Annotated in this window: 12 protein-coding genes and 1 pseudogene; 8 read left to right on the forward strand and 5 right to left on the reverse strand. The window is 60.0% G+C overall.

Features of this window, described 5'->3' with window-relative positions; translation table 11 throughout:
- Positions 1 to 10 precede the first annotated feature (10 nt).
- The 4 genes from AC1Q80_RS16845 (at position 11) to AC1Q80_RS16860 (ending at position 3,937) form a co-directional block, all read left to right on the forward strand.
- Positions 11 to 955, forward strand: coding sequence for an amidohydrolase family protein (locus tag AC1Q80_RS16845; RefSeq protein WP_209789444.1), 945 nt, complete (start codon positions 11 to 13; stop codon positions 953 to 955).
- Positions 956 to 1,016: 61 nt separating this feature from the next.
- A complete protein-coding gene (locus AC1Q80_RS16850) occupies positions 1,017 to 2,390 on the forward strand; it encodes a UbiD family decarboxylase (protein WP_492361190.1) in 1,374 nt (457 codons plus the stop codon).
- A gap of 4 nt (positions 2,391 to 2,394) precedes the next feature.
- Entirely contained in the window at positions 2,395 to 2,976 is a 582-nt protein-coding gene (locus AC1Q80_RS16855) for a UbiX family flavin prenyltransferase (protein WP_492361191.1), read from the forward strand.
- 1 nt (position 2,977) lies between these two features.
- Complete coding sequence (locus AC1Q80_RS16860) at positions 2,978 to 3,937, forward strand: XdhC family protein (protein ID WP_492361192.1); 960 nt, start codon at positions 2,978 to 2,980, stop codon at positions 3,935 to 3,937.
- Positions 3,938 to 4,123: 186 nt separating this feature from the next.
- On the opposite strand, the gene AC1Q80_RS16865 is transcribed toward AC1Q80_RS16860, so the two are convergent.
- The 4 genes from AC1Q80_RS16865 to AC1Q80_RS16880 form a co-directional block, all read right to left on the reverse strand.
- Positions 4,124 to 6,280: an aq_1923 C-terminal domain gene (locus AC1Q80_RS16865; protein WP_492361193.1), complete on the reverse strand. Its 2,157-nt coding sequence runs from the start codon at positions 6,278 to 6,280 to the stop codon at positions 4,124 to 4,126.
- A 410-nt stretch (positions 6,281 to 6,690) separates the two neighbouring features.
- Positions 6,691 to 7,587 (reverse strand): NAD-dependent epimerase/dehydratase family protein, encoded by an 897-nt coding sequence (locus tag AC1Q80_RS16870; RefSeq protein ID WP_492361194.1) that lies wholly within the window; start codon positions 7,585 to 7,587, stop codon positions 6,691 to 6,693.
- 285 nt (positions 7,588 to 7,872) lie between these two features.
- Complete coding sequence (locus AC1Q80_RS16875; RefSeq protein ID WP_173421609.1) at positions 7,873 to 8,862, reverse strand: sugar-binding protein; 990 nt, start codon at positions 8,860 to 8,862, stop codon at positions 7,873 to 7,875.
- A 47-nt stretch (positions 8,863 to 8,909) separates the two neighbouring features.
- The gene (locus AC1Q80_RS16880) at positions 8,910 to 9,890 is read right to left on the reverse strand and encodes an NAD-dependent epimerase/dehydratase family protein (RefSeq protein WP_173421610.1); all 981 of its coding nucleotides are present in this window, start codon (positions 9,888 to 9,890) and stop codon (positions 8,910 to 8,912) included.
- A 131-nt stretch (positions 9,891 to 10,021) separates the two neighbouring features.
- Here AC1Q80_RS16880 and AC1Q80_RS16885 point away from each other — a divergent pair, with 131 nt between their 5' ends.
- From AC1Q80_RS16885 to AC1Q80_RS16895, 3 genes and pseudogenes are all read left to right on the forward strand, one after another.
- Positions 10,022 to 10,819 carry an ATP-binding cassette domain-containing protein gene (locus AC1Q80_RS16885; protein ID WP_234902986.1) on the forward strand — a complete coding sequence of 266 codons (798 nt, stop codon included), beginning with the start codon at positions 10,022 to 10,024 and terminating at the stop codon, positions 10,817 to 10,819.
- Positions 10,820 to 10,854: 35 nt separating this feature from the next.
- A complete protein-coding gene (locus AC1Q80_RS16890; RefSeq protein ID WP_492361195.1) occupies positions 10,855 to 11,853 on the forward strand; it encodes an ABC transporter permease in 999 nt (332 codons plus the stop codon).
- Between the two features lie 238 nt (positions 11,854 to 12,091).
- Positions 12,092 to 12,292: pseudogene (locus tag AC1Q80_RS16895) on the forward strand (hypothetical protein); the annotation flags it as partial.
- 270 nt (positions 12,293 to 12,562) lie between these two features.
- Here AC1Q80_RS16895 and rsgA read toward each other — a convergent pair.
- Positions 12,563 to 13,585: a ribosome small subunit-dependent GTPase A gene (gene rsgA / locus AC1Q80_RS16900; protein WP_492361196.1), complete on the reverse strand. Its 1,023-nt coding sequence runs from the start codon at positions 13,583 to 13,585 to the stop codon at positions 12,563 to 12,565.
- Positions 13,586 to 14,328: 743 nt separating this feature from the next.
- Between rsgA and AC1Q80_RS16905 the strand changes: the two genes are divergently transcribed.
- Positions 14,329 to 16,632, forward strand: coding sequence for a rhodanese-like domain-containing protein (locus tag AC1Q80_RS16905; RefSeq protein ID WP_492361197.1), 2,304 nt, complete (start codon positions 14,329 to 14,331; stop codon positions 16,630 to 16,632).
- The last annotated feature ends 593 nt before the right edge of the window (positions 16,633 to 17,225 follow it).

Here is a 17,225-nt window from a genome sequence, read left to right on the forward strand (position 1 = left end):
GGAGTGAACAATGATCATCGATACCCACCTTCACCCGACCAACCTCGTTGACGAGGCGTGGCGCCACACAGGCGAGCCCTTCACGGGCGAGCGCATGCTCAAGCTGATGGATGGCCCCTACATGATCAACGGCAAGCCGCGCCGGATCGACATGGGCTTCATCCAGCCGCCGCCGGGAAATACCGGCTACCGCGACGGCAACCGCAAGGGTCGCGAGGGCATTCGCGACTACATGGCCTATTGCGCCGAGCTTTGCCAGAAGTACCCGGACCGCTTCATCGGCAACTTCAACTACAACCCGCGCTGGGGACCTGAAAACGGCGCGGCGGAGCTGGAATTCCACGTCAAGGAATACGGCTTCAAGATGTTGAAGCTGCACGCCAACATGCACGGCTACCGTCCTGACCGGGCGCTCGACTGGTTGCGTCCGGCGATGAAGAAATGCGCCGAACTTGGGGTGGTGGTCCTCATCCACACCGGCGACGGCCCGTACACCATCCCGACGATGTTCTACCCGATCATCCGCGAGTTTCCGATGGTCAACTTCATCATTGGTCACTTCGGCATCCAGACGGGCGGCAACTACTCGTTCGAATCCTTCTGGATGGCGATGGATACCCCGAACGTCTACTGCGAATCCGGCTGGTGCTTCCAGTCGCGCATCGTCGAATTCGCCCAGCAGCTGCCGAAGAACAAGATCGTTTTCGGCACCGACAGCCCGCCGAACGATCCGGGTATGTGGCTGCGCGAACTGGAGGTGCTCTGCAAGGATCCGCCGCACGGGATCAACCTCTCTGAGGACGATCTGGAAGGTTACCTCGGCAACAACATCGCCAGGCTCGTCGGCATCGATCCGTCGCCGCCGCCCCGTGACCTGAGGGACGCCCAGGCGCGCCTGAAGGACTCGTACGCCGGCGTCGACCGCGCCACGGGCAAGCACAGGGAATTTGCCTGAACAAGTCGACGGCGCCCTTCCGGGGGCGCCGTCACCCAACCGCTGCGCCGAGGCCGAGATTATGACCGAGTACCACAAGCAAGACGTTCGTCGCTTCCTGGCCGACTACCGGGCAGAACACCCCGAGGACGTGATCACCATCGACCAGCCAGTCCTGGACGACCAGGATGCGACGGCGCTGATCTGGAACCTGGCCGATAGGGGCCAGCACCCCATGCTCTACCTCAAAAGCGTAAGCGGCATCGGCAGCGAGGTCCTTTGCAACATCTTCGCCTCGCGCGACCGCATCGGGCGCCTTCTCGGCTCGACCGCCGACAGGCTGCACGAGGCCTACCAGGCGCGCGCCAATCGGCCGTTTACGCCTCAGGTCTTGGAAGAGGGCCCGATTACGCAGGAGATCATCTCCGGCGATGCCGTCGACCTCAATGCGCTGCCGATGCTCAAGCACTTCGACACGGATCGAGCGAAATACATCACCAGCGGCATTATCATCGGCGAGCATCCGGAAACCGGCGCCGGCAATCTCAGCTACCACCGCGCGATGATCCATTCGAAGAACTCGCTTGCGACCTCACTGCATTCGCGCGGCCATCTCTGGCGGCTGATGAACATGGCCAAGGAAAAGGGCAAGCCGATGCCGGTAGCCATGGTCATCGGCGGCCATCCGCTCTTCATGATCGCCGCCTCCGCCCGCCTTGCCTTCGGCGAAGACGAACGCGATGTCGCCGGCGGCCTGCTGGGTGAACCGCTTCAGGTCGTGCGCACGCCGAAGTACGGAATCCGCGTTCCCGCCCATGCCGAGATCGTGCTCGAAGGCGTGCTGGATCCCGAGGCGCATGTGGAGGAGGGGCCGTTCGGCGAGTTCACCGGCTATTCCTCTGACCGCTCGACCAACAACCTCTTCAGCGTCGAAACGATCATGCGTCGGCGCGATGCCATGCTTGTCAGCGTAGCGGGCGGCAATTCCGCCGAGCACCTGAACCTTGGCCGTGTGCCGCGCGAGGCGGAGGTGGTGGAGAAGCTGAAGGCCCGCTTCCCCTCAATTACCGCGGTGCACTACCCCTCATCGGGCACGCATTTCCACGCCTATATCGCCATGAACCAGACGCGCGAGGGAGAGGCGCGGCAGGTTATGCTCGGGCTTCTCGGCTGGGACCAGTATCTGAAAACCGTCGTCGTGGTGGACGCGGATGTTGATATCACCCGTGACAGTGAGGTGCTTTGGGCGCTCGCCACCCATTTCCAGCCGCACAAGGACGTGGTCATCATCGAGGGCCTGCCGGGCAACGCTCTCGATCCTTCGGCCAGCGGCATCGGGACGACTTCGCGGATGGGGCTCGATGCGACGCGCGGCCCGAATTTCCACGGCGTGCGGGCCCGCATCAGCGATGAGGCCTGCGCGCGCGCCGCAGCACTCCTGAAAAGCGCGAGATAGGGCGATGACGCATCCACGACGCATGATCGTCGGTATTTCAGGCGCCTCCGGAGTGGTCTACGGCAAGCGCATCCTCGAACTGCTGCGTGATCTCGAAATCGAGACGCACCTGATCATGTCGCGCGCCGCCTGCATTACGCTTGCGGCCGAGGCGGTCTTTACCAGACAGGACCTTGAAGCCCTGGCGACGACGACCCATTCCAACAAGGATATCGGCGCGGTCTGTTCCTCCGGCTCCTACAGGACCCTCGGCATGATCGTCGCGCCCTGCTCGGTCAAGACGCTTGCCGAGATCGCCACGGGCACGACGGATAACCTCATTTCTCGCGCGGCCGACGTGGTGCTGAAGGAGCGGCGTCGCCTCGTGCTGATGCTGCGAGAGACGCCGCTTCATCTCGGCCATATCCGCAACATGGCACAGGTGACCGAAATGGGCGGCATCATCTATCCACCCGTGCCCGCTTTCTACGCGAAGCCCCAGAGTATCGAAGACATGGTCGACCACACCGTCGGTCGGGTGCTCGATCTCTTCGACCTTGACCCGGGCATTGTGCGCCGCTGGCCGGGAACGCAGGGAGTGGAATGACATGACTGCCCGCATCGCCGCCGATCCGGAGACGCTTGCGCCAGAACCCCGCGTCGCCTTCATCTCGGATGATGCGATTGATATCCTTGCCTTCGCCGTTCAGTCTCTCGAAGAGGGGCGCGCCGCCGCCCTCATCACGCTAGTCGAAATCCGCGGTGGTGCGGCGCGCCGTCTCGGCGCGCAAATGGTGGTGCGGGACGACGGTCTTTATTGCGGGTTCGTTTCGGGTGGCTGTACGGAGGCTGCCGTCGCTGCCGAAGCGATGATCGCCCTTGCGAAGGGCATGGATCGTCACCTTCTTCTTGGTGAAGGGTCGCCCTTTTTTGATATCGTTCTGCCCTGCGGCGGCGGCATTACGCTTGCGATCCATGTCTTGGCGGACGCCGCAGTCTTGCGCCAGGCACTGGCCGCCCTTGATCGCCGCATGCCGGTGGGGCTGCTTTATCATCCGGGTAAGCGCGCCCTCCATTTGCGCAAGGGCGAAGCAGCAAGCGGTTGGGATGGAGAGTGGTTCGTGCGGGCCTATAGGGCGAAGCCGCGGATCGTCGTTGCCGGCACGCCGTTGGAGGTCGGAGCGGTTGCCCGCGTTGCCGTCGCGGCCGGCTACGAGACCGTAGCGCTTGAGGGTGGCCAGGTGCCGTCACCAGGCGACCTCGACGCGGACACGGCCGTCGCTCTCTTATTTCACGATGTTGACCGTGAGTTACCGGTGCTTACCGCGGCGCTCGCGTCAGACGCCTTCTACGTCGGCGCCCTTGGCAGTCGTCGCACGCATGCCAAGCGTTGCGGGGCCCTGCTTGCGTGCGGGCAAACCGAGAGCATGCTTGCCCGCATCAGGGCGCCGATAGGCATATTTGACAAGGCAAGGGATGCACGTGCACTCGCCATCTCCGTCGTTGCAGATATCGCGCATGCACGGACGCGGCTGGAAACAGCCTTCAATCCAAATTCTCACCGCTGAGAGCCGTCTCGAAAGCTTCGGACCTCATTTGCGCTCAGCCGCCATTGCACATCACCGGTTCCGATCTGCACCGATCCGAACCACGCCCGCCTCTCGTTGCGAAAAGCGGGCTATCACATGCGACATCATTTCAGGTCAACAAGCAGACAGAGGCAAGCCGGGCTCCGTTCGAAGCCCGGCGTTGCTCTATTGCGCGTTGGCGCCGAGATCGATCTTGCCGAGAAGAAGCGCGGGATCCTCTGCGGCTCCGACGAGGTCGAGCGCACTGATGCCGGCAGCGTCCTTGGCTTTGACCGTCAGGGTGAAGGTTCCCGGCTTGGTGATGAACTGAGAAAGCGCCGTGGCTGCCTCCTGCAGTTTTGGTTGCGTGGACGCAAACTGCTGCAGTCCAGCGGTCGTCATCATCACAAGGATGCCGCGCACGCTGTCTTCGGTCAGGCCGTTCTCATTGGCATAGAGCTTGATGCCCTTCGCCATGATCCCCTTGTCCTCGATCTTGACCTTCGCCTCCCGGGCCGTGAGGCCGAAGAGTGCCATCTGAGCGGCGGTCATGTCGCCGGAGAAGAAGTCCGTGGTGACACCGCCCATGATCCCCGAGAAGGAAAAGCTGCCCATGTCTTTGCCGCTCAAGGAAATATCCTTGATGACGAGGTTCTCATTCGGCTCGTCCCAGGCCAGTTCGACGTTGGAAGAAAAGACCAGTTTGTCGAAGCCAAGCTGGCGCAGCGTCTTGGAGCCTTCGTCCACGGCGTCCGAAGGGAGCGGCACGCTGAGGTCCTGATAAGCAATGCGAACGTCGGTCGGGATGCCGTTGCGCGGCTTGGTCAATGCCACTTCATAGCTGTCCAGCGTAAACCGGATGCGCTCGGGGACGGAAGGTATGGCAGCCTGGTCCACCGGTTCCTCGTTCAACTCCGCGTTCGGGTTGGCGGCTTCGTTGGACGGATCCGCCTCGGGCGATGCGTCGGTGGTTTCAGGCGGCGCTGTGGCGCTGTCGGTTGAGCTGTCTTCTTCCGTGACAGTTTCGGTGGCAGACGTGCTTGCCGCTTCCCCCGGCATATCGATGTCCAGACCCTTCAACCGGATCGTGCCGAATTCCGGCATGAGCGTGGTGAGAGGGAAGCTGTCGATCTGCTCTTCGTTCAACGCCGCCAGTTTCGTCAGCGCTTCCATGGTCGGGTGCCACGAGAAGCCTGTGATGCTCGCTTCCGAGAATCTGGCGTAATCGGCACCTTCGCCGATGGAAACGCCATGCATCGCGCCGTCGAAGGTGCGACCTTCGAGATGAAACGCCATCTTGTCGACGTCCAGCTTGATTGTCCTGCTTCCGCCGTCGTCATCCTTTTCCGAGATCTGTGTCTTGAGACCGAGCATCTCGATGTCGCCCTTGCCGATGATGTCGGCAAGCGAAAGGGCGCGCTTGAAAAACGCCTGACGCTCAGCAGGCGGCAGTGCGTCGGGATCGGCCACTTGCAGCTTCTGAAGCGTTTCAAGGAGCGGTTCGGCCGGCATGCGGATGCTCAAGCCACTGCTGCGCAACTCGTCGTAGCTGAAATTCGACGCGCCATGCGATAGCACGATGTTCTTGACCGAGACGGGGCCGTAAAGTGGTTTGGGGTCTTTGTCGTCAGGCCCTGCCTTGTCCCCGTATATCCGGGCGAGATAGGCGGCGTCGAAATCCTTGCCATTCATGGCGCCCATGGAGCCGTTCATTTCCTCCCGTGTCGGCTCGCCTTCTCCGTTCGGGATGTCCAGCTTCAAACCGAAGCTCGCCCCGCTTGCAGAATAGCGTGCCACGCGGCCGCCTCCGATATCCTCCAAAGCAACATCCTTGTAGACTGTCTTCTGCTCAGAGCCGGCGACAGCCTGGCTGATCGTAACTTCCGGCGCCAGCACACGCTTTGCCGCAAAGCCCTCAATGCGTTTCAGCAGCGGCACCTTCGCTTGATCGCCGCTCTTTGCATTTGCCACGGTGGCGAAATCGGGTTCTTCGATGCTCACCTGTGGCACGGACAGTTTGCCCATCGCCAGTTCGAGCTCGAGCCCCTGCAGCTCAAACCCGCCCTTCAGGAAGGAAATCGTGGGTCGCCCGTCAATCGCAGCGACGCGCACACTGCCGCCGCTGGCGAAAGGAAGCGTGACGTCACGCATATGAATGCGCCCGAAAAAGTCGGCTTCAACCGAACCTGCCTTGCCACCGCGCTCGACAAGAAATCGATCGGCCTCCCTTGCGATCATGAACTTGCCGGCGGTTGCGCCCGCCACTGCGAGCGCGATGATCGCTACCGAGGCCCATAACGCCTTGCGCCCGCCACGACCGGTTCCAATTTCTGCTTGCGGCACGATTTTTGTTCCTTCACCAAACAAGACTCACAACGATTCCTTGCGTGCCGTGTGACTAATGAGCGGCTTCGCTTTATGCAAGTTTTGCGAGCGTTGAAGCACATCGTTCCTGCACCGGACCATCAGACCGTGTGTCGCGGGTTAGTCCGGGTGAATAGCAGTCGCTCGTCGTTCCCATGACGATAGCCACCGCGGTCATTCTGGATCTGGCGTAAATCGACGACGGTCGCGCAATCAGGGCGCTGAGTGCGTTTCGATCATTCAGGGCGACGTCGCGTCTGCCCAGTTGATGCGACGTTGCGGCTAACCGTTCGAAGTCTGAGCCTTCCGAAAAGCCATTACACCCCCGCGATCCCGAGGGCTGCCAAGCGTCAGCTTGCCAATCACGCCGTCTCTATTCGCGCGCGGCTTCAGCCGACGGAGACGTATTTTCTCCAGCCATGCTCGCCGCGAAAACCCAGCACCTCCCGGACCTTCCGGTTCGACAGAAGTGTCTCGAATTCGCCGAGTTCCCGCTTGAGCGGTGTGCCGGAATAGAACCGGTCGATCAGTTCGCGGGTCGGCAGATCGGAGGAGGTGTCGTCGTTGGCAGCATTGAAAATCTGGAACCCGAGCCCGTCCTTTTCCACGGCGCGAAGCGTGATCTGGCCAAGGTCGCGCGCATCGATGTAGCTCCAGGCGATACGCTTGCGGAAACCCGGATCTGCAAACCATCCGGGAAACAACGCGTACTCATGCGGTTCGATGACGTTGCCGATGCGCAAGGCGTAGATGTCGATGCCGCTGCGCGCCGCAAACGCGCGTGCCGTCTGTTCGTTGACGACTTTCGACAGGGCATAACTGTCCATAGGGTCAACGTCGTACTCCTCGTCGAGTGGGAAGTAGGCCGGGTTGCGGGGTTCGTTGGCGAAGACGAGGCCGTAGGTCGTTTCGCTGGATGCGATGACAATCTTGCGAATACCGAGTTTCACCGCCGCTTCGATGACGTTGTAGGTGCCGAGCGCATTGACGCGGAAAAGCTCGTTATCGGGAGCGATCATGATGCGTGGAATGGCGGCAAAGTGCACGACGGCGTCGATGGGCTGCGGTCTCAAGGACGGGTCGAACTCGTGCAGCCCGGTGTAGCTCGACAAGGCGTTGAAGACTTGGCCGCTATCGGTGATATCGGTGATGAGTGTCCTGACCTTGGGATTGTCGAGTGGCCGGGTATCGAGGTTGAGCACCTGGTGCCCTCTTTCGACCAGGTATTCAACCACATGGCGGCCGGCCTTGCCGCTGCCGCCGGTGAAGATGATCCTCTTTGTCATTCTGCTCCCCACACTGTGATATACATGTGTTCTCTCTCGCCAATGCGCTCAGGAACCATTGAGCCGATGGCTCAAATGATCGGCATTGCGAACCCGCCGACAAAGCCGCGAAGTATGAATTGCGGCTGTCGATCAATACTCTACGATGCTGTCGATACGTCTCGCTCGCGTCAACAGGGAAGACCTTGATACGGCCCGCGTCCGCGCCTTGAAGGCGCGACGCGGGCGCGGCAGACTGCGAGGGGTTTCATCCGGGCACCCACGACGAGGCCCCGGACGAGACCGTCACTTTTGGATGCACGTATCGACCGTGTCCTTGGTGCATTCATCAAGTCCGGTGAACACCGGATCTTCTACCGGCTTGCCGGCGATCAGGTCCATCATCACGGACGGCGCCTTGTACCCCATTTCGAACGGGCGCTGCCCGACGAGAGCTGTCACCAGTCCTTCCCTCGCGATGGCCACCTCGTCACCGATCGTGTCTGCGGCGCCGATGACGAATTCGTTCTTGGCAATCTTTTCCGCTATCGGCTTGAAGAGATCGCGGTAGGGCTGCGGTGCCCCGAACAGTGGCCAGCCGCCCATGATGCCGAAGGCGTCGAGGTCCGGGTTGGCTGCAAGAATGTCGGTCATCGCCTGGACGCCTTTGGCCCCGTCGTCATTGGTAAAGACCGGGCAGCCTGCGACTTCCGTCCAGCCACCTTCGCCCTTCAGTTCCGTCAGCCCCTCCTTGCCGGTTAGCGTGTCGCGCATGCCCTGGGCCCGGCGCAAGATATTGTCCGCTCCCGGATTGCCTTCGATCGTGCAGATCTTGCCGCCACTCGGCTTGGCCTTCTTGATGTATTCACCGATCCGCGCGCCCATCAGGTAGTTGTCGGTTCCGAGATAAGTCTTGCGCAGGGCAGAGTCCTCCTTGGCGAGGTCGGCGTCGAGCGTCATGACCGGAATGGTCGGGTTGGCTGTCTTCAGCGTCTGAGCGATCAGTTTGGCATTCGAGGGCGAAATGGCGATTGCGGCCGTGTCGGCCTTGCCGAGCATGTCCTGAACGATTTGCGCTTCGCCTGCCTCATCCGACGTCGAGGCCGGTCCGGTGTAGAAGCACTCATATTCGGAATCCGGATTTTCCTTGTTCCATTTCTGGCAACCCTGATTGATCGCTTCGAAGAAGGGGTTGTCGAGGCCCTTCACGACGATGACGAGTTGCTTCTTGGCCAATGCCTGACCGGCGCAGAGTGCCAGGACGGCGACGGCAGCCAACAATACAGTTTTTCTCATTCTTTCCTCCCATTGAACAAGCGGACAGCATCTGTCCGCGGCACAAATCAACCCGGATACCAGACGACACGAGGATCGTTCGGCTGACGCTCGTATTGCCAGGCCGAGTCGATAAGCTTTTCGAGATCGTAGTCAGGGCGCCAATCCAAGAGGTACTTGGCCTTGCTGTTATCCATCCAGTTCGAGTGGAATGCGCTGGGAACGTCGACTGAAGCGAGGCCGCGCGTGCGTGCGAGGTAGCTTGCGACCTCCCCGTAGTCGACCGGGCGATCCATGGAGACATTGAAGAGCTGCCGTTCGGCACGCGGGTTGTCGATCGCCGCCAAGATCGCTGAGACCAGGTCGCCGACATGGACGAAATTGCGTTTGAGCGGCCGACCATCGGCGTCACGCAGGAGCGGCACGGTACCGGTTTCGGCGTATCGCCGCGCTTCTTCAGGCGCAAAGAAGGTCTTCCAGTCAGGCCCGCCGAATAGATCGTCGCCGAACGACAACGTGTGCTTGAAGTCGTCCTTCTCCATGATCCACGGTGCACGCAGGCAGCAACCATTCGTTCCATATTGAACCGCGTATTGCTCGAGCATCACTTCCTCGAGAACCTTCGATAGCGCGTAGCAGCCGGGGTAGGCGCGGTGGGGGGTGTTCTCGGTCACGGGTCCATCGTGGCGCTGGAAGAAATGACCAACGGCCGCGTCACCCCCGATGAGGATGAACTGGCGCGCGGCAGGGCTGATCCGGAAGGCCTCCAGCAGCCAGAACATGCCCTTGATCGTGGTGTCCATGACATCGTCGGGCGTTTCCTTGCAGGTGGCGAGGTGCACGATATGGGTCACACCCTTCACTGCGGCTTCGACCACATTGCGGTCGGCAATCGTTCCGCAAACCACGTCCATTCGCTCGGACGGATCAAGCCGCCGATTGTGGCAGAGCGCACGGATTCGCGCCCTCGAAAAACGTGCTTGGTCAAGCAGCCTCGCGATGAGGTTCCGCCCGACCTTGCCCGTTGCACCGGTGACAAGGATAAGCATGCTCGTCTCCCACCGATGTCTAATATACAGGGCAACGTGTATTTGTCATACAAAACAGTTTCTACGCAGAGGACGTCATTGACGCCTTCATGAGGATTTGCGTAAATAAGCTGTCGACCGCTGGGTGAAGACTGAGGAACGATCGCGCCCCCTGGCGTGCCGGCGCGCTTCGGGAGGCGAGACGGCTGGTGGCGACACTTGAGATCACCAACATTTCCAAGCACTTCGGTGCCATTCAGGCGGTTAGCGACGTTTCGCTTTCGCTGGAGGCGGGGCAGGTGGTCGGCCTCATGGGAGATAACGGCGCCGGCAAATCAACCTTGGTCAAGATGATTGCCGGGAATTATCGGCCGAGCCAGGGAACGATACGGCTCAACGGCAGCGAAATCGTGCTGCATCGACCGATCGAGGCTAGGCAGCACGGCATCGAAATCGTTCACCAGGACCTGGCGCTCTGTAACAATCTATCGGCGGCGGCCAACGTCTTCCTTGGGCGCGAACTCAGGCGCGGCTTCGGCCCTTTGCGTGTGCTGGACTATAAGGCGATGTACAGGCGCGCTGGAGAAATCTTCAGGGAGCTTCGATCCGAAACGCGCCCCCGTGACCTCGTCCGGCAGATGTCCGGAGGGCAAAGGCAGGCGGTCGCGATCGCGAGAACGATGATTTCCGAGGCAAAGATTGTCCTCATGGACGAACCGACGGCCGCCATATCCGTGCGGCAGGTCGCCGAAGTGCTGCATCTGATCCGAGGACTGCGCGACCGCGGCATTGCGGTCGTGCTCATCAGCCATCGCATGCCGGACGTCTTTGACGTTGCCGATCGCGTGGTGGTCATGCGTCGTGGCCGAAAGGTTGCCGACAAGCCGATCTCGCAGACATCGCCTGAGGAAGTGACTGGACTGATTACCGGCGCCATCGAAAGAGGATGAGCGCTGCAAGGCTGCATCGAGGGAACGCGTAGACGATGGCAACGATGCTCGACCAGACCATGGCTCAGAAACGGCGCACGCTGGGGGCTGCCGTCCTCGCCAACCAGACCTTCTGGGTTTTGCTCGCCGTCGTGTTGGCATGCGTTTTCCTGTCCTTCGCGACGGATTCCTTCGCCACGTCGAAGAACCTTTACAACATCACCCGCAACACCACCTTTGTCGCCATCATTGCCCTTGGCATGACGCTGGTCATCATCACCGGCGGGATAGACTTGTCTGTCGGATCGGTGCTTTGCCTATGCAGTATGATTTTGGCGGTGGTCATGCATGCCGGCTACAGTATCGAGGTCGGAATTGCTGCCTCGGTGGCAACGGCGCTTGTCATCGGCGCGTTCAACGGTGTCCTCATTGCCTATTTGGGATTTCCACCTTTCGTGGTCACGCTTGGCATGCTTTCGATTGCGCGAAGCCTGGCGATGGTCGCCTCCAACAACACTGTCGTTTTTCAGTTTGGCCCCGACCACGACAAGCTGCTGGCTCTTGGCGGTGGGGCATGGCTGTTCGGCATCGCCAACCCGGTAATCTACATGATCGTGCTGGCGCTGCTCACTGGCTTCGTTCTGCGGTGGACGAGGCTCGGTCGCTATATCTACGCCATCGGCGGCAACGAGCACGCGGCGACCGCGACCGGTATTCCGGTTCGACCGATCAAGGTCGGTGTCTATATGATTTCCGCCCTCTCGGCCGGCGTCGCCGGCATCGTCCAGACTGGGTGGCTCGGAGCGGTGACAACCAACATTGGCGCCGGCATGGAGCTGCAGGTCATCGCAGCGACGGTGATCGGCGGTGCCAACCTGGCCGGCGGCACAGGCACGGCCCTTGGAGCACTGGTCGGTGCAGCGCTCATTGAAGTGATCCGCAATAGCCTCGGGCTGCTCGGCATCAACGCATTCTGGCAGGGGACGTTCATCGGCGGCGCGACCATCCTCGCGGTCCTTTTCGACCGCATCCGCAATTTCCGGCAGTCTGAATAGCTCACCAATCCCATGTAAGGACGGCACTATACGCGGTGCTTCCTGGGGCCACCTTCCAGGAGATCAAATTCATCTTGTTGGCGGGTGGAATTGGCGCCCTGACGCAGGCCACACGCATTGTCTTCTGGAGGTGGTTCGGCTGTGGGTGGCAGTGCAATCTTCCGCACTTGAGGTGGCTATCAGGCAGCCGCTAGAACCTGGTGGTTGACCGCGCAGATGGTTGGGCGACGGCACCTTCTCACTGGTCTCTGCCGGCCTCGGCATCGGCTTTGCACCGGAATAGACGCTGGATCTGCCCAATCGCAACTTCGAGCTTCACAAGGTGAGGGGCGCAGATTTCGGGATTGGGCTCCGTGTCGCCTGGTCGAAGGATGATCCAACGGCTACCCGTGACGACATCATCGATATCGCGCGGTCGCTGGTCAGGGCTGGCAGGTGAGTGAGGTTGGGCGATCGTGACTGGGCGGTCCCCCTATCGGGCGGAACGGTCTGCCGGGGGGGGTATTCAGTCCCGGTTCCCGCCTTTCAGGCGGTGCTATGCTGAACCTCTTGGCGCGCGACCCCTTTCAACCGGTCAAGCCGCGCACAAACTGGCGCTGGCAGCGACGCTGCCAACGCCCGGTACGCTCATTTGCCAAGTGACTGGTTCATGAGCTCGACAGTCCCCTAGATGCACCGAGGGTTCTGATCCAATCAAGGCGTCAGACCTTCAATATTTCTTTTTGCGAACGATCTTGTTGCCACGTGGTCCGCTGATGACAGGTGTTCTGTCACGGTTTTCAGAAACCAGGCTTCGCCAGCGTTCAACGCGGTCGGCGGCCAGAGTGCCGCTTTTGACGGCTGCCTGAACCGCGCAGCCCGGTTCATGCGCATGGGTACAATCGCGAAAGCGGCAAAGCTGTGCCAGTTCCTTTATGTCGGAAAAAAGCGTGTCGATGCCATCGGTGATATCGCTGACGTACAGTGTTCTTATTCCAGGCGTATCGATGACCCAGCCGCCGCCCGGAATAGGATGTAGCGAGCGCGCGGTCGTGGTGTGACGGCCTTGCGCGTCATGTTCGCGAATAGTCCCGGTTTTCTGCTGTGCGTTCGATTCAAGTCTGGTCAACGTGTTGACCAATGTCGACTTTCCCACTCCCGACGATCCAACCAGGGCGATCGTTTGGCCAGCGCCGCACCAGGAACTCAAAAGGGAGCTTGCATCGGCTGAGCGCCCATTCAGGGCAACGACAGGTAGGTCGCGCTGCAAAGCCTCGGCTTTGGCCTGAAATATGCCAACGTCTTCCGCGGTGTCAGCCTTGGTCAACACGACCACCGGTTTGCTGCCCGCCTGGTTAGCCATGATGAGGTAACGTTCCAGCCGCTCGATATTGAAATCGGCGTTGCACGACGTCACGATCAACAGTGTGTCGATGTTGGCAGCAACAAGTTGTTGGCCACGTCCGACCTCCGGGCGTCGCTTAAACACGGTTTTCCGGTCAAGCCGCCTGACAAGCATGTCGGACCGGGGATCGGCAAGCACCCAGTCGCCCACGGCGAAATCAGCCGTATTGGCATTGGCAGGTAGCTCTAGCCTGATCGATCCCGTGGTGCCCATCGCCTCAATGCGTGCCCGGTGAACCGACGCAATGCGCCTGGGTACGAGATCTGCTTCGGTCGGCTTTACCTGATCCGCAAAAAAGCCGGACCAACCAAGCAATTCCAACGCTGAGTGGAGACTGGAGTTCGTCAAATTTTGCTTCGCCTTTGATTTTTTGCAGGCTTCTTGCCTAGTTGCGCTGATGATCTCGTTTTGGCAAAGAATTTGCGTAAGCTGCAGCCTCGCCGGAGTAGGGGAAATGGTCCCCTAACTGACTGTCACCGTCATAAACTTTGAAGGCTGGTCCATCGACTTCGACGATCTTATACCCATTCACGTATTCAAATTTTGGCGTTTTCCAACCCATAAATGCTCTCCAGTTTCGGTCCAGTGTTTCCAAACTCTGAAAATGATGTCCGGCTGTCATACTTCGCAATCTATCGCAATATCACGTGCCCGCACAAAAGACGAACTAGCCAACGCCGGTTCGTATCCCATCAAGGCGAGGGATCGGAATCGACATCCTGGACTGGCGGGGGTCGCATTGGTCCAAGGACGACCCGACGGCCGCACGCGACAGCATCATCGGTATTGCGCGGTCACTGGTTAGAGCAGGTAGGTGAGGGCGAGTTGCCGAGGGTGTTCGGTCCCGGCAACGCTTCTCTAATCGGCGTGTCATGGTCAAGCGCTTTTCGAGCTTTTCCCTGGCCAGGACGAGATAACATCGTCGTCGGAATTCAGCGCTAAGTGGCCATTCCGGCACGGTCCCAAGTCAGGCAATAAATCTGGCACGAGCGCGGAAACAAGAGTAGCTTGCGAAGGCTATGAGGCTGGGAAGTTTCCCTCCCTGAACCAACGCAAAAGTGAGGCCTTCTATACCTTTGGGAGAGGCGGCCATGGGAGCGGTTCGCGCCGAACGGCGGCTGGTCGCAATTCTTGCCGTCGACATTGTTGGCTATTCGCGTCTCATCGAAGCCGACGAGGCCCGGACCCTGGCTGCGATGAAAGCGTTGCGTTCCGAAATCTTCGATCCCCTATTAGAAGATTATCACGGGCGCATCGTGAAACTTATGGGCGACGGCGAGATCGTGGAATTTAGCTCCGTCGTCGATGCTGTGACATTCGCCGTCGCGTCACAAAGAGAGGTCACCGCGCGCCAGGTAGATGTTGCACCCGAACTTCGCCTTCTTTTCCGCATGGGTATCAATCTCGGCGATGTCGTCGTGGACGGCGATGATTTGCTGGGCGACGGTGTCAACGTTGCGGCCCGCCTTGAGCAGATATGTGAGCCGGGAGGACTTTTCGTGTCCGGCACCACTTTCGATCACTTGCAAGGCAAGCTCGAATTGCCACTGGAATTCATCGGCGAGCAACATGTGAAGAATATCGAGCGGGCGGTGCGTGTCTATCGGGTGAGGTTCGAGGGGGATGCGCAGCATCGGCGGTTCAACGTCAGGAGCCTTCGCAATTGGGGAATTCCAGCCGCTTTAGCCCTCCTCCTCTTGATAGGCGTTCCTGCAATGTGGCTGGCCCAGAGGAACACGAGCGCCGACACGTCGTCCGTCGCGCGGACGGTTTTTCCGCTGCCAGAAAAGCCGTCGATCGCCGTCCTGCCGTTCGACAATCTTAGTTCCGATGCCGAGCAGGGCTATTTCGCCGACGGAATGACTGACGACCTGATCACTGAACTTTCAAAACTGTCCGGCATTTTCGTGATCGCGCGAAACTCGACCTTCACTTACAAGGGCAAGCCCACCACGGCGCAGCAGGTGGCCGAGGAATTGGGCGTCCACTACATCCTCGAGGGCAGCGTGCGTCGAGAAGGAAACCATGTTCGAGTCAATGCCCAGTTGATCGACGCGATCGAAGGACACCACCTCTGGGCTGAGCGCTATGATGGTGAAATGAGCGGCGTGTTTGGGCTGCAGGACAGGGTGATAGGACAGATCGTGTCGACGCTCGCCGTGAAGCTGACAAGTGCGGAACAGAAAGCCTCAGTTGCGCTGGAGACAGCCAATCCGCAAGCCTATGATCTGCTGTTGCAGGGATGGGATCACCTCCGCCGGGACACCGAGTCGGAAACGGTCACGGCTGCCGCTTTCTTCCAGAAGGCTATCGTACTCGATCCGAACTATAGTCGCGCCTATGCATCGCTGGCGGCGGCAAACTGGAGGATTACCGTTTCAACCTGGTATGGCAGGGAGAACGCTTCCCAGAACCTGAACCGAAATCTTGCAAAGGCAATGGAGAGGCCGACGCCGCTTGCCTATGCGATAACAGCGCAGCTGCTCGCGCAGCAGGGGCGCTACGACGAAGCGTTCTCTGCCATCGGCCGGGCGATGAACCTTGCGCCGAATGATCCCGACAACCATGTCAGCATGGCGCGGATTCTCAACGCGACGGGACAAGCGGTAGAGGCTGAACAGCAGGTCCGCCAGGCGATGCGATTCGATCCCCGTTTCTCGCCTGCAACACTGCGCATGCTCGCAATCTCCCTCTTCTCCCAGGGAAAGTACGACGAAGCTGCCGGAAACTTTGAACGTGTGATGGCAAAAAAATCCGACGTCCTTGCGGACTACACCACATTGATATCGAGCTACGGCCACCTCGGACGTACTGAGGGCGCTCAGGCTCTCGTCGACAAGTACAATAAATTGGCGGAGTCTTCCCTGTGCGATCCGCTCACAATCCAGGAAAGTGCATTTGATTGGTACGGTAGTGCGTTCGCCTACTACAGACCTTACATAACGCGCCTGCAGGACGGTCTACGGAAAGCCGGTGTGCCCGATGGGGCCGGTACCGACCTCGCCCTTGACGACTATCTCAAGTTTATAACGACAACGAACGGCGAACCCAGTGTCGACGGCACGATGAAAGTCAATGTAGCAGACGCAAAGGCGCTGCTCGCCCGCGGCGTGCCCTTTATCGATGTGCGAGCCCCGCTCAGCTACGAAAACGGCCACATCCCCAAGGCCATCAATTTATCGCTGGTCACCGGCCTGTCGAAGGAAAGCCTCGCCAAGGTGGCGGGCAAGGACGACGAGGTCGCCTTCTATTGCCACGGCAAGCATTGCCACTATTCCGCCTATGCCTCGGCCAAGGCGGTTGCCTGGGGCTACACGCACGTGCTCCTTTTTGCGGGCGGATTTTCGGAGTGGGAGGACGAGGGCTATCCTCTAGTGATTGAGGTCAAGAACTAGCTTGGGCAGGAATTGCCACATGAAACCATCTGGGTTGCCAAACGCCATCCGCGATCTCAGGACTGCGACTGGCGCATCCCTACCAGGGCCGAGTTCGGCCCTAAGCGGCCACTAAACTGACCCTGAAATTTGCGCCGTGCAAGCCGTTGAATTGGCAGTGGCCGAAAAGTACCGCACGATTGTTGGATTATGCACCAACTAGAGCAACCGTTGTCTAGGCGGGACGAAGACTTGTCCGCACCGTATTCCGAGTGATAGCGAAATAGGCTGCTTTGGTCCTCACCATAACCACGGGAAGAAAAATGCCAGCCGGAATCGACCGCCCTGTCGCTGGAGACGAAGTTGTGTTGTTGGAGCGAGCCAACCCGCAAAGATATCGCGAGTGGCTCATTGCCCTCATGGGCGGCATCGAGGCTCTGCCCGCCGAGTTTTGGGACCGCATTCCTACTCCAGAGGAGGAACTGAAGACTCTACTCGCGCGGATGCTGCCAGGAGATGAGCTCTGGCTTGCGAGGTCGCGGCGCTTTGAGCCGACAGCGCTCATAGGGAATAGGGGCATTGCAGTCGTACGAAATGGCGATGCCGTCTGGTAT

The sequence above is a fragment of the Ensifer sp. GW823-FHT05D09 genome (assembly GCF_058795755.1).

Bases quoted from the DNA above. Each gene is read 5' to 3' on its own strand.
- AC1Q80_RS16845 (WP_209789444.1), top strand. From the start codon at position 11: ATGATCATCGATACCCACCTTCACCCGACCAACCTCGTTGACGAGGCG.
- AC1Q80_RS16850 (WP_492361190.1), top strand. From the start codon at position 1,017: ATGACCGAGTACCACAAGCAAGACGTTCGTCGCTTCCTGGCCGACTAC.
- AC1Q80_RS16855 (WP_492361191.1), top strand. From the start codon at position 2,395: ATGACGCATCCACGACGCATGATCGTCGGTATTTCAGGCGCCTCCGGA.
- AC1Q80_RS16860 (WP_492361192.1), top strand. From the start codon at position 2,978: ATGACTGCCCGCATCGCCGCCGATCCGGAGACGCTTGCGCCAGAACCC.
- AC1Q80_RS16870 (WP_492361194.1), bottom strand. From the start codon at position 7,587: ATGACAAAGAGGATCATCTTCACCGGCGGCAGCGGCAAGGCCGGCCGC.
- AC1Q80_RS16875 (WP_173421609.1), bottom strand. From the start codon at position 8,862: ATGAGAAAAACTGTATTGTTGGCTGCCGTCGCCGTCCTGGCACTCTGC.
- AC1Q80_RS16880 (WP_173421610.1), bottom strand. From the start codon at position 9,890: ATGCTTATCCTTGTCACCGGTGCAACGGGCAAGGTCGGGCGGAACCTC.
- AC1Q80_RS16890 (WP_492361195.1), top strand. From the start codon at position 10,855: ATGGCAACGATGCTCGACCAGACCATGGCTCAGAAACGGCGCACGCTG.
- AC1Q80_RS16905 (WP_492361197.1), top strand. From the start codon at position 14,329: ATGGGAGCGGTTCGCGCCGAACGGCGGCTGGTCGCAATTCTTGCCGTC.